Genomic DNA, 16,587 nt, shown 5'->3' on the forward strand with positions numbered 1-16,587 from the left:
TTCGGGTGACAATGCACTGCGCTTCTGGGCCGCACGGGGCAGTCACTCCGTGCGGCCCCGGGGCCTACCACCCGCCAACGGCCGCCCAGTCCTGGAAGACGTGGACCGGGTCGCAGATGGCGTGAAGGCCGGTGCGGCCCCTGTTGCCAATCTGGACGCCGTGAAACCGGGTCCCCGCCTCGCGCGCCTGCTCGACCAGGAAGGGGAGGCTGACTGGCACCGGCCACTCGCCGTCGCTGACGAAGAGCACGTCCGCCCGCTTCCAGTCCTTCTCTCCGAGGCGCTGGACCACCTTGGCCGTGACCTCGGAGACGTCGCTGCCGCCTCCGAAGGATTGGCCGAGGAACGCCAGCAGCCGTCCGAGGCCACCCTCGGTCAGCGACAGCTCGAACTCCAGCACCTGCCCCGGTCCACTGTAGGCGTAGAGGAAGCACCGGCGCTTCTCCGCATGGGCGGTCCGAAGAGCCTCCAGCACCAGGGGGCCTTCCCCACCTGTTCCGGAAGACCGTGCATCGAGCCGGACGTGTCCATGACGGCGATGATGGGACCGCGCCGCGGGCGTGGACTTCGTTGCTCGACGGCCTCTTCGCTGTCACGCTCGACGAGCGTTCGCTCTACTTCGAGCCCTTCGACGCGATACGTGAGCAACGCGCGCTCGGCCCGGCGCGCGTGCCACAGGTAGCGGAGCTTGGGATGCCCGAGGTTGACCGCTTCCACAGGCAGCATTCGCGCCAGCTCCCCGCTCCGCTCGATGCCTCGCGTCTCCGCCGGAACGCGCCTCGTCCAGACCTCGCGACGCTCCTCCTCCAGCCGTCTCATCGGGACGAAGACTGTCTCCGCGATGGTCTCTTCGGCGTCGCTCGCGTGGAGCCGTCCCAGCGAGCGCACCACTTCGGTGAGCTGCGGCAACTGCTCGACGAGCGCACGAAGACGAACGAGGTCCGTCCACCCCATGTGCCTCAGCACGCCGATGCTCAAGTCCCAGCCGCGCCCCATCAGCTCGCCGAGGTCACCGAACACGTCCGAGATCGCCGCCCAGATGCGCGTCCGCTCCTCCCAGCCCGCGAGGAGGTCCGCGTCTTCCTTCACGGGCCGTTGCGCGACCTCCCGTTCGGCCTGCTGGCGCAGCCGCGCGAGCGTGACCTCGTCGAGCTGCCTGGACTTGCGAGCCCGTCGCTCTCGCTTCGCCGCCTGGGCCTCCTGCGCATCCATCCGCTGGCGTTCGAGTTGCTCCAACTCGCGGAGTCGCGCGACGACCTCCGCGCGGACCACCGACGCCTGACGCGTGAACGATGTGAGCACGTCGCGCAGAAAGGCGTCCACCAGCTCGGGCTGGCCCTTGCAGAAGCGCAAGATGCCCAAGGGCTCGGCGACGAGCCGCGCAGGCGCGGCGATTCCGGGCGGCGGCCACGTCACGTCCGGAGGGAGGCGGCCGTCGAGCAAGGCGTCACGCCATGCGCGAAGGCCGCGGACCCGCTCGGCGAGCGTTCCTACAGGAAGCGTGATGAGGTCGGGAAGGAACTGCTCGGGGCAGTCGTCGAGGAACGCATAACCCCGCTCCAGGGCGCCTGCGTCAAAGGCCTCTTTCATCGGGCTGCTTCCTCGCGAGGAAGCAGCTCGAAGCCCTGGCGGAGCTTCTCGAGACGCCCCAGCAGCGTGTCCACTTCACGCCGCGTCCCCTCCAGGCTTCGCGCCGCGGGCTCGGCGAAGTCGTCGGTCACCCAGAGGTGCGCGCGGATGTCCGCGTCCAGGCTGGCGATGTGGGCGAGCAGTTGCGTCTTGTAGGTCTCGACCTGCTGCCCGAGCGTGGTGAGCTCCTTGAGGCAGGCATCCACATGCGCCGCCTTCTGGCGGGTCGGCTCCATGAAGGGCGGAAGGTCAACGTCTTCCATGTGCCAGTTCGCCTGGTTCGTAAGGTAGGCGTCGCGGTTTGCCCAACGATCGAACTGTCGAAAGTTACGGGAAGGGTCATGAATCCAGTATGCGTTCAGCTCGCCGCGCGTGAACCCAGCTCCCGCGTTGGTTCGATCCGTGATCTTCGAATTGTTGTACCCAGTCCCGTAGGAGCCAGGATCCTTCGCATAGGCATCGTGAGGAGCGAGGTACAGCGGCTCCCCGCCGCGCCTGGCCTGCGCCCTGCCTCCCTTGTTGACCGTGGGCTTCCCATCAGTGTCCTTGAACAAGAGATTCCCCTCCGCGTCGCGCGCTTGGGAGCGGCTGTCCTGGTCCTGCTTGAGCCGGGCCTCCCAAGACACCACGATGCGCGTCAGCCGAGACGGGTCCATCGCCGCGCTCGCGCCGGCCCTCGCCTCGTACCAGTCGTGGACCTTGGCGCGCTGCTCGGGCTCGCTCCACAGGCAGTGCTGAAGCAGCCAGCAATCCCAGATGGACACCCGGTCCCGGCCGTTCGTGAGGGCCGCCGTCTGGAGGAGCTTCACGATCTTCCGCCAGCGGCGGTCCGACACCTGGATTCCCTCCGCCGTACACCAGTCGCGCAGGTCCGCGAGCAGCGCCACGACGTCGCCGGGCACGGCCACAGCGGTCGCCGCCTGTCGAACCTCCGCCAGGTCCTCGTCGCTCAACCTGAGCTGCCGAGAGAACTCGGCGACCACGTCGCCCCGGAGCTCCAGCAGGGAGGGGAAGCCCGCCTTCGACACGGGCCCGACGTGACAACGGAGCAGGAACCGGTCGAAGAGCGCGTCGAGTTCCTCCCCCTCGGGGAGCTCGTTGCTCGCGCCCACCACGGAGATCAGCGGGGTGGACTCGCGGCGCTTTCCGTTGTCGAACTCGCGCTCGTTGAGCAACGTGAGGAGCGCGTTGAGGATGGCGCTGTTCGCCTTGAAGATTTCATCGAGGAAGGCGACGGACGCCTTGGGAAGGTACGCCTCCGTGAGGCGCTCGTAGCGGTCCTCCTCTAGCCCCTTGATGGACAGGGGCCCGAAGAGCTCCTCCGGCACCGTGAACCGCGTCAGCAGACGCTCGAAGTAGGTGGCCGGATGGAAGGCCAGATGCAGGCGCCTGGCGACCAGACTCTTCGCCGTCCCTGGCGGCCCGATGAGCAGCAGGTGCTCACCCGCGAGCGCGGCGAGCAGCGCGAGCCGGACCGGCACGTCTCGCTCGACGAGCCCGGTCAGCAGCGCATCGCGGAGCGCCTCGATGCGAGAGGTGAGGTCGGACGGCAGTTGCTTCTTCAAGGGTTCAGCCATGGCGTCTCCGTTCAGCGAATCGGCGCTGTTCAGACAGACGTCACGAACGGCCCGGAGCCATCGGTCGCCACGGAAAAAGATGCGAAAAGAAGAGCCAGCAGCAGCCCGGCGGCTACGCGTTCAGACCTCTTCGAATTTGCCACCAAAGATGCCGTTCGCTTCGAGGGCATCCTTGATCTCCTCGTCGACGATAAGCGGCACACGCCATCCCCACAATCGGAACACCCTCGCCGCGCCTACCTTCGACTTGTCTATTCTCAACCCCATTACAGAGCAGTATTCTCCAATCCGGTCCGTATACTCCTCTGCGGTTCGAATCTGCACCTCTTCCGAGGCCTCTTCATCAATACAACGAATTTTCCGGGCAACATTGAGCAAGAAATAGGGCCTCGATTCCCCCGCCACATCGACAGGAAAGAGCTGAACGTCGTCAGGAGCCAATTCGCGAAAGACGGATGCAACACGTTCTGTGACAACCGGAGCAAGCCCTACACCTGCAAAATCAATATCGAGCGCCACTCCGGGTCGTCGGACTGGAAACCGAAGCCTCTCAAAAATCTCAACGGCATTCCCGTCTGCGAACTGCCAGACGTCTTCGATTTCCTTTCCATTCATGCCAGTCGGGTCCCCAAGATACCAGCGCCCCTTAACGTACTCGTCCGCTCCCAAATCAAAGAACCTTCGCTCCACAGCTTACTCCTCGGCATTCTTCGTAATGAGCTTCCGCAGCGTCGACCCCTGCCTTATGAGGTCCCGAGCAATTCTGGCAAGTTCCCTCTCAAGCGCAACGCGGCACGCTGCGGGGGAACCACATCGCACCGTTGCATCGTTGACCCGCGCGAAAACAGCCTTGTGATACTCGGCAGGATGCGGCCCCTTATGACCTCGAACCCGAACCAGATTCGCGGGGTCACCAAGCGTCATGCCAGCTCTATCAAAAATCGCCTGAAAGCGTTGGGTCCACGGGCCACCGGTCACATCGGAAACGGTGTTCTTATCCGTGCAGATGTGATGAACTTTGCCATCGGGGTCACCTCGGATACCGCCGACAGCGCCCACCACAGCCCCAGCGCCCTCGCCCATTGCGACTGCGGCGACCGCCGTCGGTGCGAGCGTCACGTTCAGCACCCCAGCCGACGAAATCGAGATTGCCTGAACCTCTCCGGCCAGCGCACCCGCTAGCTGGAAGCCCCCTTCAAGCTGCGCCCGGGAAGCCGCCTGGGCGAAGCCCGGCATCTTCGGCCCCTGTGCCGCCATCGCGCTCTTCCCGCCAAGCGCGGACAACGCGACTATCACCAGGACGCGGGCCCCGTTGTCCCCCAGCACCTTCCCGAAGCGATGCCCGGCCCTCTCCAGGTCCGCGAAGCCCGCCGCGTCCCGGGACTCGTCGAGCAAGCGCAAGAAGCCCTGCCCCAGATTCCACACCGGCCCCGTCCCAAGATAGGCGATGAGAGAGGCCGTCAGGGCAATCGCGATGACCTTCGTAATGGGCTCGGGCGCGACCAACATCACGAGCGCCGTCCCAATCATCGTCGTAACCATCGCCCGCAGAGCAGCAGGGTTCACCATGTCGCGAATCGCGTCCTCGACGCCCTCCCACACCGTGTCGAGCGCGAAGTAGAGCGCGAGCATCCGCCGCTCCGAGGGGCCCAGCGAAAACCCACCGGACAGCATGCTCAGGCAGCTATGGGGCTCGTCCTGCCGCTGGCAGATGCGTTCGTATGCCGAAGGGACAGACCGGCCTTGAGCGCCGTCAACGAGCCCTCCGGAAGACGCGAGCAACGAGCGGCGACCGTCCTCCTCAACCTCCCTGAAGGCGACGTCGAGCCTCATGTCGAGAACGAGTTGTGCGACAGCACGCTTGAACGCGTCGTTGCCTATCTCAACAGGGTCGGACTCAACCGGGGTGAAGGCGATCGGCTCTCCGCGCCCAGTGTGCAGATGCACGACACGAGTCGACGCGCACCCGCTCGCAAAAAGCAACAGTGCAGCAATTCCTAAAGCTCTCATGCAGCCCCCGGGTCAGCCGCCCTGACATCGGCAAGCAAGGGACCACATAGCAACCGCGTCTGACAATCTCCATGGTCCTACGAGACGATGGAAACCTTGCAGGTCCACTACTGCATCACCAGCCTCTACCGCGCTCAGGACGGACTAACATGGCAGCCTGACGAGCAGCGCCGCGAACCGCAGGCCAGGTCGCCCCATGCCAAGCCCCTGGGGCGTTCCGGCGGACCTACTTTACCATTCACTGTCGCTTATGCATGAAGGCGGCCGGGCGACTGCGGTGAGTACGCAGTTCATGGCGTTGCGAGGTCCCAGACCAACCGCGCCGATTCCGCAGCCGCCCACTGTCAGTTCGCCAGCTTCGCAGCGGTGAACCCGGCCCCGAGCCCGACAAGCAAGGCCACGACAGCGACCGTGAGGGACACGTCCCCCGCCTGCTGGCGAAGCGACTCATTCTCGGCGCGCAGCCGCTCAATCTCCGCTGCGGTTCGAATGCAGCGGCTCTCCGACAGCCAGCAGCTGCCCTCCACCTCGACGGCTGTCGCACCTCCATCCGGGAAGAGCTGAGCGCGCTCGACGCCGATGACCTCCGCGCCCGACGCGGGAAGCGACACCAGCCGGGCCAGCACGAGCGCGCCGAGCTTCACTTGTCGCCCCAGGAGTCGAACTGCTCCAGCACGGCAATCGCTGAGGCCTTCTCCGCGACCTGCCCAGCGGCAAGCGCCCCCGCCAGCCCGGCGCGGGCGATGGCGGGAGCTCTCCGCGCTCCAAGTGCTCAACGCATTCCGGCATCACGGCGAGCGGGGACCTCCGAACGTCAACGTCCAAATCGTGGGCTACGAGTGCTCAACGCCTTCCGGCATCACGGCGAGCGGGACCCATCAACTTCCCCATTCAGGGGGAGGCAGCGGCAATGTCCTCAACGCCTTCCGGCATCACGGCGAGCGGGACGGGAGGAAGCATGGTCTTCGTTGTACTTTCGTGTGGAGTGCTCAACGCCTTCCGCATCACGGCAAGCGAGCCCATCTTCAACATCCCGTTCAAATACACGCTCGAGTGCCCAACGCCTTCCGACATCACGACGAGCAGGACAAGCTGATGCTCAAGCTGGCCAGCCAGTACGTAAGTACGTGCTCAACGCCTTCCGGCATCACGGCGAGCGGGACCGGCAAAGTCGCGATATGACGTCACCCCGCTTCGGTGCTCAACGCCTTCCGGCATCACGGCGAGCGGGACCTGGCACCAGCGGCATCCGCACCGCCACGGACTTCCTAGTGCTCAACGCCTTCCGGCATCACGGCGAGCGGGACCCCAGGGGCGGGCGGCTGTCGACTTGCGCTACAAGTGCTCAACGCCTTCCGGCATCACGGCGAGCGGGACCAAGCCGGTCAGCCGACCCCGGCGAGGTGCTGTCTGTGCTCAACGCCTTCCGGCATCACGGCGAGCGGGACTTCCGGAGCGCGACGAGGACACCGGGCAAGTGGTGCGGTGCTCAACGCCTTCCGGCATCACGGCGAGCGGGACCGAATTGACCAGCCCTGCGAGACGGAGCCGCCCACGAAGTGCTCAACGCCTTCCGGCATCACGGCGAGCGGGACTGAAGTCCTCGCAGGACTATCAGGCAAACGTTTTTAAGTGCTCAACGCCTTCCGGCATCACGGCGAGCGGGACATCTCCTCCTGCCCCGAGACCTGGAGCGCGAGGCGTGCTCAACGCCTTCCGGCATCACGGCGAGCGGGACGGCTTACGTGCCTGACCGCTGGCCAGTGCCGCGAATGTGCTCAACGCCTTCCGGCATCACGGCGAGCGGGACAGAGATGTGCTGATGGCGATACGGGATGCGAGGGAGAGTGCTCAACGCCTTCCGGCATCACGGCGAGCGGGACCCAAGCTGGATGTCTGCGGCGACTGCACGGACCCAACGTGCTCAACGCCTTCCGGCATCACGGCGAGCGGGACCTCCTGGATGAAGTGGAGAAGTTGTTCTCTGGGGAGTGCTCAACGCCTTCCGGCATCACGGCGAGCGGGACTTGTGCATGATCCTTACCTTCCTTTCACTGCTCCCAGTGCTCAACGCCTTCCGGCATCACGGCGAGCGGGACAATCACCTCGCCACGCGAATCGCCCTTCTTGCGCAGGTGCTCAACGCCTTCCGGCATCACGGCGAGCGGGACGAAGTTCTTCCGGACGCTCCGGAGCGCACTCAGGGGGTGCTCAACGCCTTCCGGCATCACGGCGAGCGGGACCTTCCAGGCGGCGTAGATGATGAGCCCGATGATGGCCAAGTGCTCAACGCCTTCCGGCATCACGGCGAGCGGGACCTGCTGTGGCTCGCCGGGCGGTCCGGCGTGAACCGGTGCTCAACGCCTTCCGGCATCACGGCGAGCGGGACCAGGCGCACTGGGTGAAGATGGCAAGCCGGTGATGAGTGCTCAACGCCTTCCGGCATCACGGCGAGCGGGACGCGACCATCCCCACGGACCTCAACACAACGTTCAAGTGCTCAACGCCTTCCGGCATCACGGCGAGCGGGACCACCTTGATTGGCGCCATCATCATCCTGAGCGCGAGGTGCTCAACGCCTTCCGGCATCACGGCGAGCGGGACCCAGTCGTGGCCATCCTCGCACCACGGGCGTGGGGACTGGTGCTCAACGCCTTCCGGCATCACGGCGAGCGGGACTGGGGAAGCTCATCAAGGATTTGGGGGTGTTCAGGTGCTCAACGCCTTCCGGCATCACTGCGAGCGGGACCCGAGGTCCCCAGCACCTTGTGAAACTTGCCGGTGCGGTGCTCAACGCCTTCCGGCATCACGGCGAGCGGGACTCTGGAATGCGCCCTTGGTGGTGCCCCAGACGTGTGCTCAACGCCTTCCGGCATCACGGCGAGCGGGACGGCTTACGTGCCTGACCGCTGGCCAGTGCCGCGAATGTGCTCAACGCCTTCCGGCATCACGGCGAGCGGGACAGAGATGTGCTGATGGCGATACGGGATGCGAGGGAGAGTGCTCAACGCCTTCCGGCATCACGGCGAGCGGGACCCAAGCTGGATGTCTGCGGCGACTGCACGGACCCAACGTGCTCAACGCCTTCCGGCATCACGGCGAGCGGGACCTCCTGGATGAAGTGGAGAAGTTGTTCTCTGGGGAGTGCTCAACGCCTTCCGGCATCACGGCGAGCGGGACTTGTGCATGATCCTTACCTTCCTTTCACTGCTCCCAGTGCTCAACGCCTTCCGGCATCACGGCGAGCGGGACAATCACCTCGCCACGCGAATCGCCCTTCTTGCGCAGGTGCTCAACGCCTTCCGGCATCACGGCGAGCGGGACCCCGAGAAGACGGTGTCCGCCGTCACGTCCCGGGCCGGTGCTCAACGCCTTCCGGCATCACGGCGAGCGGGACCCGCCTGCTGCCCTCCGTCCTGGTGTGCCACCGCTGCGAGTGCTCAACGCCTTCCGGCATCACGGCGAGCGGGACCTCGGAACTCCTCAAGGGACGCATCACCCCGGAGAGTGCTCAACGCCTTCCGGCATCACGGCGAGCGGGACGTGATCTGTGCTTTGAGATGGATCAGCTACATCCGCAGTGCTCAACGCCTTCCGGCATCACGGCGAGCGGGACACCTCAAGCTCTGGATTAAGCGGTATCTTGGACTCGAGTGCTCAACGCCTTCCGGCATCACGGCGAGCGGGACCCCGGGCGCGCAGACCGCGAGCCTGGCGGGCCTGGTTCGGTGCTCAACGCCTTCCGGCATCACGGCGAGCGGGACACCAGGGCGACAGCGTGGTGATTCGCCGCGGCGGGACGTGCTCAACGCCTTCCGGCATCACGGCGAGCGGGACTTACCAACGTGCTGCCCTGCATCACCGACAGCTAGTGCTCAACGCCTTCCGGCATCACGGCGAGCGGGACAGCCCGTCTGAATCTCCCAACAGTTCCGCCAACTTACCACCCCCCTTTTCAAGCACCTCCCCCGCTTTCACTCAGGTTGTGGCTCCCGGACCCTACCCAGGAATCCGAACCACCTGAGATCACTCAGCTTTTCATCAATCATGCACCTATTCACCTGTCAAAGAGCCTCAACCCCACGAAACAACAGGGGAAATCGTCCACTTCGAGGGCGCGGGCCTCCGCCACGGCGAGGTGCTTGAATACCATCCATCGCACAACTCCCCCGCGCCGCCCCGCCGGGCGGAGTTCTGCAAGGCCCCTGCCCAGCCGACAATCCGCTCAAGCGGCGTTCGCGAGCTCCCCACGAAGCGGGGCGCCCCGAGCCACGGGCCGCGGCGGCAGGAACGAGCCGCAGCCCATCAGGCGCAGCGCATCCCCCGCGGCGCGCTCACCGCGCAGCGTGAAGACGCCCAGGTCCGCGCGCGTGCAACGAAGGCCCCCCTGGCACAGAGCACGGAGAAGAGCGCGGAGCCATGGTCCAGCGGCACCGGACCACCCCTCACGGGGTGGAGCAGGTCCATGGACATCATCGGCGTCCCTCCTCGGCCGCGCCCATCCGGGCGAGCAGCGCATCCCTTCGCCCCTCGAGCTTGGGGCTCTTGACGAGCGACCGCAGCGCCCTGGCCCCGACGTCGTGAGCCTCGGGGGCCAGGGGGACCAGCCGCGGCAGCCACTCCGCCTCGAAGACGGTCAACACCTGCTTCTGCTCCAGTTTGTCCGCGCGCCGGGCCTCCACCCACGCCAGGAACTCCGTCAGCGCCGGCGAGGCGCGAACGGGACGCCTCGGCGGCTGGATGGCGCAGGGCCCTTCCCGCACGAGCCTGCCGTACCCCGCCGCCGTCTTCCCACCCACGCCCCAGTAGCGCAGCGCCTCGTCCAGTCGCCGCGCGGTCCACGCCAGGAAGTCCTCCGCCTGCGCGTCCGCTTCCGTGCCCGGCGCCAGGCTCAGCGCCACGAGGAACCAGCCTCCGGGGCGCACCGACAAGAAGGCCACGGGGTTGGGCGGCTCGTAATCGCTCGGCCACTCGGCCTTTCCGCCATACCAGCCGGAGTGATGTACCGTGAGCACGTCCCGGGCCAGGAACGACGGCGCGCGGTCCAGTCCCGTGACGCGCGAGCACGGCACCCACTGCGCGTCATGGAAGATGACTTCGCCCGCGTGGGCCTGCTCCGGCGCGCCGTCCTCCCCTGCCACGCCGAAGAGCCTCCGGCGCTCCTCCGCCGCGCCATCGCCATACACCGCGCGCAGGTAGCCCGCGAGCACGCCCTTCAGCGACGAGCCCGGCACCACGGGCACGCCCCACGTATGGTGCAACGTCAGCCCCACTCCGGTGGGTGACGCGTTGCCATGCCCCACCAGCAGGCGGCTCTCCGCGCGCGCCGTGAAGGTCGCAGTATGGGACTGCCGGAGCGCGTCCTCCCAGCGCCTGAACGCCTCCGCGTAGTCGTCCGGCTCGGGGTGCGCCTCCAGGCGGGACAGCCACTGCTCCCAGGGGCCGTCCTGTCCGTCGTGCTTCTTCTCCGGGGCATAGCGCTCGTACACGAGCCCCGCGTGCGCGTTCTTCCCGATGGTTCCCGCCACCCGGAGCAGGTCATCACGCATGGCCGTGCTCCTCCGAGGGGAAGGTGGCCTGCACCGCGCGGCGGAACCACACCAGCAGCCGGAGCGACTCCCGCGTGGCCAGCATGTACGCGTCCAACTCCAGCGCGCGCACCGCGCCCGGCAGGTTCTTCTTCTCCTTCAAGTCCCGCGCGGACAGCCCCGGGAGCCGCGCACGCTCCAGGCACCACGTCAGGTCCTCCAACAAGCGCTCGGCGGCCGTGTTGCTTCCGACCTCCCGCTCCAGGAAGGCGAGCGCCGCCGCCAGCCCGTCGCGCAGCACCGCGGCGCCCAGGCCATTCACCCGGGGCTTGTAGTCCGCGCGCAGCGCCGGGCCCTCGACCTTCCGCACCCGCGCATAGGCATCGAGCGCGCGCTGCTGCTCCCGCGTCGGGCCCGTCATCGCCCACCTCGCGCATCCGGAGCGCGCCACGTCAGCAACCGGCAACGCCCCCGCCCCACGGTGGCCTTGCCTCCCAACTGAAGCACCGTGCCCTCGCCGCCGAACGCCGCATCCAGCACCGCGTCCGCCGCCAGCTTGCGCGGCGCCGGGTTGAAGGTGCCCGTGGCCCCCATCACCCCCACGAGCAGCGTCTCCGCGGGCAGGCTCTCCTCCGTCCAGAGCTGCCCCTTGGCCGCAGTTCCCGTGTCCGGGTCGATGCTCACGCGCGTGTCCACCTGCGTGGCCGTCTCCCAGAGGAAGGACATCGTCTCGTCATCCACCAGCACCAACCGCTTCGTCAGCAGCGCGCGCTCTGCCTCTGGCAGCATCCCGGCCAACCCCTGGGCCCAGGCGTCCAGGGCCGCGTCGTCCTCCGGCGACACCGGCAGGTCCAGGTCCTCCAGGTACACGCGAGGCTCCGCCGTGCCGGCGCCGTAAACGACGGCGCTGGTCTTCACGGAGGCCACGCGCGCGCAGCGCCGGGTCAGGGGCTCCACCTTCGGCCAGGCGCCCTCCTCCCCGCCCAAGTCCCGCCGCGCGAGCGCGAGCAGCATGGGCGAGGTCACCAACGCGAAGGTGCCCACGAAGCTGCGCACCGGCAGGGCGAGCAGCCGCGCGTCCCCTACCACCAGCGCGCCCGCGTAGTCCCCGGGCTCGTCGCCCGCCGGGCCCGCCTTCGCCCGTCGAGGCCCGAAGACGGCGTCGTGCAGGCCACACGCGTCGCTCGACTTGTCACGAGGCCGCCGCAGCTCGCGCAGCACGCCCTTGAGGGACGAGCCCGGGACGAAGGGGATGCCCGTGGCCTTCAGCCGCGCCAGGGGCAGGTCGATGACGCCCACGCTCTGTCCGGTGCCGACGTGCAGCGGTGACAGCGCGTGAAGAAGATAGGGTCGGCTCTCCATGCTCAGGCTCCTTGTCCGTGACGGGGCGGTTGCCACACGCCGGGCAGCACCTGCCCCAGCGCCTCCGCGTGGCCGCCGCCCCAGGAGGCCAGCCACAGCTTGCACAGCTCGCCGGCGGTGAAGTCCTCGCCGCCGAGCTTCTCGAAGAAGTAGACGGCGCCCGCGGGCACCCACCGCCGCGTGGCGCGGGGCTGGCGCCGCACCATGTCCCAGCCCGACACCTCCAGCGGCCGGGGCACCAGCGCGGCGCGCAGCACCACGGGCGCGTCGATGCACGGCAGCCGGCCCACATAGCGCGGCGGCGCCCCGGCCACGCGCGCGAAGTCGTCCGGCAACCACCCGCGCTGGAACTCCGCGGGCGTGGCCAGCACCAGGCGCAGGCCGCGCGTCGCCCGGGCCAGCCCCTCCGGCGCGACGAAAAGGTCCGAGTCCAACCGCTCCACATCCGACAGGCGGCGCCGTCCGCCCACCCCCAACTGGCCATGAGGCAGTCCCTTCACCGAGTCCGGCCACGCGCAGGACACGCCGAGCGCCCACTCCTCCAGCGTGAGGCGCCCCGCGTCCCGCGACTGGACGCGCAGCCACTCCACGACCTCGCGAGAGTGGAGCATCGAGTCCTGCGACGCCTGCGTCTCCACGTCGATGGCCAGGTGGATGTCCGTGCGCGGCGGCGGCGCCTCCCGCTCCGGCGCGAGCGAGTCCGACGCGCCGCTCAGCCACGCCACCATCGTGGCCTCCGGCCAGAACAAGGGCTGCGTCAGGGGCTTGCCGCGCGTGCTCCGGCAAGGGTGCCACAGCGCCTCGCGGGCATCGTCCTCGTCCGGCCCCAGCGTCGCGGCGCCGCCGGGGTGAGGCTCCAGGCGCACCAGCCGCTCCGTGCCCGCCTCGTCGAGGACACGCACCGCGTCGGCGGGAATGGGCCACATCCGATGGGCCCGCGTGAAGACCGGCTCGCCCAGCGCGCGGCGCAGCGCGATGAAGCGCCGGAGCACCACCCGCGCGGAGTCACGCTCCCACGTCTCCGGGGACAGCGTGATGCCCTGGTCCGCCATGCGCTCATGGCCCCAGGCGGCGCGCAGGGCGCCTCTCACGGTGGTGGGCAAGGGCCACGGCAGCGAGTACCCACGCCCCACCTCCGAGGTGTACCAGCCCCGCCCGTCCTTGGCCGACAGCCCGTCGCGCGGCAGCAGCGCGAAGCACGCGTCACTCATCTCGCAACCTCCTTGTCCTGTGCTGAAGCAAGCCCGCGTCCCGCGCGCGCGAAGGTGTCGGCGACCAGCAGCCGTGACGCCCAGCGCTCCAGGGCGTCCTGCGGCGCCGTGGCCGAGGACAGCTCGAGCCCCACGTCCGCCGGGGTGAGCGGCTTGGGCGCGCGGCCCGCCTCGGCCCGGGCGAGGATGCGCCCGGCCTCGTCCCGCAACACCTCGGCCAGTTCGGGCGCCGAGGCGACGCCAGCGGGGAACCGGCGCGCGAGGGCCGCCACCTCGTGGACCTTGCCCAACGGGAGGGGCTGGATGTCCCGCGAGAGCAACGCCATGTCCGACTCCAAGCGCGCCACCGGGTCGGTGCCCCAAGGCGCCGTCCACAGCCGCTCCCGGCCGGCGTGCTTCGCTACGAGGATGCCCAGCGCGTCGCGGCCCGCCTTCTTCGCGGCGGTCTCCGCGCGGCGCCCCAGGGCCAGCAGTTCGCCCAGGCTCTCCAGCACATGGCCGATGCCCAGCCCCACCGAGAGCGTGGGCACCTCGGCGCCCGTGCCCGCGAGCGCCCCCTCCAGCGTGGCGCGGAAGGCGACCGCCAGCGCCCGGGCGCACGCGGGCGCGTCCAGGGGCGTGACGAAGGCGAGCACGTCGTCCCCACCCGCGTAGACGAGCACACCTCGGTGCTCCACCTCGACGATGGCCCTCGCCTTCCGGGTGAAGTCCGCGAGCGCCTGGGAGACACGCTGGTGCGCCAGATGCCCGTCGGGCCGCTTGGCGAGCGACTCCAGCGCGCGCCCCATCCGGTCCCCGTCCGCCACCAGGCACGCCACGTAGGGGAAAGGCTCCGCGTCCGCGCCCATGGCCTGACGCAGCGGCGCCACGAACTCACTGCCGAAGCGGGCGGCGGCCTGTCGGGGTTCGGGGATGGCGCACTCCTCGAAGTACGGCTGCCAGCGCTCGGGGAGCAGCAACTGGCCGTCGAAGGGGAAGGACTCCACCCAGGGGCGCTGCTTCACGCTCACGGACTGGAAGTTCCGCGCCTCGCACGCGGCGCGGAGCCGGGCGAGCAGCTCCGGGTGCCGCGTCCCCGCCACCTGGAGCCAGGCCGCCAGCCCGATGGAGGGCACCGGCACGAACTGTCCTGGCTGGCCTCCCGCACGCTTGAGCACGCCGAGCGCGTCCAGCTCCTCGCGCAGGCCAATGCGGAAGTCACGCCAGAGGTGGCCCGTCTGGCGCTCGCGGCGCAGCAGGGACGGACGAGCGCCATCGAGGCTCGACTTGTGCGTTCCCTCCGGTGGCCGCTGCTTCCACGGCGCGAACTCGCGCAGGCCCCGCCGGGACTCCAGGGCACGCTCGGCCTCCGCCAGCGCGGCGGCGTAGCCCATGGGCGCGTCCTCCACTGGAGCCCAGGCGGCGTGGACCTCCAGGAAGGTGTCCAGTTGCTCCGCGGCCAGCGCCTCCGCGCCAGGGATGAGCATGGACTGACACTTGTTGAAGACGCGCTCCCACTCGGCCCGCAGCCGGGACTTCGCCGCCTCCCGGGCGCGCCGGGCCGCCTGCTCCGGCGCGTCCTCCACCAGGGCGACGACCTTGTTGGCCACCCCGGCGCGCGCGTCCCGCGTCTGGTCCGGGTGTGGGAAGACGAGCGTGGCTCCGGACTCCAATAGGGAGACAGCCATGGCCCGGGCCAGGTTCGACAAGACCTGGCTGCCGTACCAGAGGTCCCGCGTGCGGCGAGCCTGCGCGATGTAGCCCTGCACCGGGCCCACCTTGAGAACGAGGACGTGTTTCATGGGCTCACGCTTCCTGCGCCTTGCGGGTTTCCTTCAGCCACAGGAAGAAGGCGTCGCGCAGGTTGTCGGCGCGCTGGAGTGACTTGAAGAGGGGCTGGTCGTCCTGAGCACGAAACGCGCGTGCGAAGGGCACACGGGTGCGCGGGTCGGCCTCCTTGAACTGCGTCATGACGACCTGGCCTCCGCTGGGCGTTCCGCGCTCCAGCCACAGGGCGATGGGCTCGAAGCGGCCATCCGCGAGCGGCAAGGCCTTGACGATGAGCGGCGATGCGAGCCGGTCCATCGGCTCCCACCGATTTCCCACCTGCCGTTCCCACTGGAGCTGGACGTCGTCTGGCTCCTTGGGTTGGTAGTCGCCTCCCTCTCGCTGCTTCTGCTGGAAATGAAAGACAATGGGCAGCCCAAAGCCAGCGCGCGGCCAGGCCGGTGTCGCCGAGTGCTGTGGGCGCGGGGCGTGGACCTCTGGATAGGCATTGCCCGCGCGTCTGGATTGCCGGGACGGTCGCGCGAAGCGGCGAATCTTGTCGGCCTCGGGCCAGTTGGAGCGGCCCGCGCGCTTCCCCTCGCCAGGGCTCCGCGCCACGCCCAACAGGTCGGCGCTTCCGGAGGACGTAGGCTGCGTGCCCTGACGAAAGTCACGCAGCCAGCCCAGCGCGGCCAGCCAGGCCTTTTCGCCGTCACGCTGCCTCGTATTCGCGTCTCCCCGGAGGAGGTGCGCGCCCCTGAGCAAGGGCATGTCACAGGGATGCTCCGCCAGCTCGGGAGCGAAGAGCGGCACGTCTCCGAAGAGGCGCCGCAACGAAGCCCGGTCCGCCGAAGCGGGCAACCATTGGGCGATGTCGGGAGCCGAAGGCTCCAGACAGACGGAGCCACAGCCGCGCCGACCTCGCGAACCATAACCCCCGAACAGAATCCAGGCGCGGACCGCGTTGCGAACCTGCGCCATGGCGTCACCTTCGGGCGCGGTCACCTCCAGGTTGAATCGGAGCCCCGGCTTCCAGCGAGGGACATCCGCCTCGTCCTTCCCGTTGCGGGCCGGCCACAGCGCATAGGCGGGCGGGGCACCGAGGTCGATCTTCCCTGTGTCTGCGCCAGCGGGCTGAACCGCCGTCACCCGGACTTCCACCTGGGAGCGCCAGGCACGCGCGGTGGCGTCATCAGCCGCGCTCCTCGCCCGTCCCATGCCACCCCAGAGCTGGCGCTCCCGAAGCGCCAGCTCCTCCGCGCCCACTGCGCCCCGCGCGACGTAGGCATGGCCATACAGCGCGCGCCACCAGAAGCGCAGATGCCCGCGCACGGTGGGGACGCGGATGATGTCCACGGAAGGAAGCTCAGGGCTCCGCGCCACCGGCCCGCCCCCCAGAATGGGCGTGACGGTCTTCAGCGCCAACGTGAAGGACGCCAACCTCGGCGCCGAGGCGGAGCGCCGGCGCAAGTGGCTGGCTTCGGTTGAAGGAGGTTCAGGCAGGTCCAACGAGGACATGGCGCT

Annotated in this window: 13 protein-coding genes and 1 CRISPR repeat array; all 13 genes read right to left on the reverse strand. The window is 68.7% G+C overall.

The features are described from left to right. Positions 1–64: 64 nt before the first annotated feature. On the reverse strand, positions 65–400 hold the full coding sequence (locus BHS09_RS39810; RefSeq protein WP_237080070.1) for a hypothetical protein: 336 nt from the start codon (positions 398–400) through the stop codon (positions 65–67). Further along, the gene (locus BHS09_RS37360) at positions 376–1,590 is read right to left on the reverse strand and encodes a VWA domain-containing protein (protein WP_237080071.1); all 1,215 of its coding nucleotides are present in this window, start codon (positions 1,588–1,590) and stop codon (positions 376–378) included. The genes BHS09_RS39810 and BHS09_RS37360 overlap by 25 nt, the downstream gene beginning before the upstream one ends. Next, the gene (locus BHS09_RS37365) at positions 1,587–3,206 is read right to left on the reverse strand and encodes an AAA family ATPase (protein ID WP_140800459.1); all 1,620 of its coding nucleotides are present in this window, start codon (positions 3,204–3,206) and stop codon (positions 1,587–1,589) included. Before BHS09_RS37365 ends, BHS09_RS37360 begins: the two co-directional genes overlap by 4 nt. A 120-nt stretch (positions 3,207–3,326) precedes the next feature. Next, complete coding sequence (locus BHS09_RS37370) at positions 3,327–3,896, reverse strand: imm11 family protein (protein WP_140800460.1); 570 nt, start codon at positions 3,894–3,896, stop codon at positions 3,327–3,329. 3 nt (positions 3,897–3,899) lie between these two features. Next, complete coding sequence (locus BHS09_RS37375) at positions 3,900–5,216, reverse strand: AHH domain-containing protein (RefSeq protein WP_140800461.1); 1,317 nt, start codon at positions 5,214–5,216, stop codon at positions 3,900–3,902. Positions 5,217–5,560: 344 nt separating this feature from the next. Then, entirely contained in the window at positions 5,561–5,860 is a 300-nt protein-coding gene (locus BHS09_RS37380) for a hypothetical protein (RefSeq protein WP_140800462.1), read from the reverse strand. A gap of 409 nt (positions 5,861–6,269) precedes the next feature. Next, a CRISPR array of direct repeats spans positions 6,270–9,123; the repeat unit is 36 nt; unit sequence GTGCTCAACGCCTTCCGGCATCACGGCGAGCGGGAC. Between the two features lie 398 nt (positions 9,124–9,521). Further along, positions 9,522–9,692, reverse strand: a complete 171-nt coding sequence (locus BHS09_RS37385) for a hypothetical protein (RefSeq protein ID WP_237080072.1) — start codon at positions 9,690–9,692, stop codon at positions 9,522–9,524. Then, positions 9,689–10,765: a type III-B CRISPR module RAMP protein Cmr6 gene (gene cmr6 / locus BHS09_RS37390; RefSeq protein WP_140800463.1), complete on the reverse strand. Its 1,077-nt coding sequence runs from the start codon at positions 10,763–10,765 to the stop codon at positions 9,689–9,691. The genes BHS09_RS37385 and cmr6 overlap by 4 nt, the downstream gene beginning before the upstream one ends. Beyond that, positions 10,758–11,165: a type III-B CRISPR module-associated protein Cmr5 gene (gene cmr5 / locus BHS09_RS37395; RefSeq protein WP_140800464.1), complete on the reverse strand. Its 408-nt coding sequence runs from the start codon at positions 11,163–11,165 to the stop codon at positions 10,758–10,760. The genes cmr6 and cmr5 overlap by 8 nt, the downstream gene beginning before the upstream one ends. Continuing rightward, a complete protein-coding gene (gene cmr4, locus BHS09_RS37400) occupies positions 11,162–12,106 on the reverse strand; it encodes a type III-B CRISPR module RAMP protein Cmr4 (protein WP_140800465.1) in 945 nt (314 codons plus the stop codon). The genes cmr5 and cmr4 overlap by 4 nt, the downstream gene beginning before the upstream one ends. Before the next feature lie 2 nt (positions 12,107–12,108). After that, positions 12,109–13,317: a type III-B CRISPR module-associated Cmr3 family protein gene (locus BHS09_RS37405; protein WP_140800466.1), complete on the reverse strand. Its 1,209-nt coding sequence runs from the start codon at positions 13,315–13,317 to the stop codon at positions 12,109–12,111. Further along, a complete protein-coding gene (gene cas10, locus BHS09_RS37410; RefSeq protein ID WP_140800467.1) occupies positions 13,314–15,098 on the reverse strand; it encodes a type III-B CRISPR-associated protein Cas10/Cmr2 in 1,785 nt (594 codons plus the stop codon). The genes BHS09_RS37405 and cas10 overlap by 4 nt, the downstream gene beginning before the upstream one ends. Positions 15,099–15,102: 4 nt before the next feature. Further along, entirely contained in the window at positions 15,103–16,581 is a 1,479-nt protein-coding gene (locus BHS09_RS37415; protein WP_140800468.1) for an RAMP superfamily CRISPR-associated protein, read from the reverse strand. Between the last annotated feature and the right edge of the window lie 6 nt (positions 16,582–16,587).

It is taken from the genome of Myxococcus xanthus, from assembly GCF_006402735.1.
Classification (GTDB): Bacteria; Myxococcota; Myxococcia; order Myxococcales; family Myxococcaceae; genus Myxococcus; species Myxococcus xanthus_A.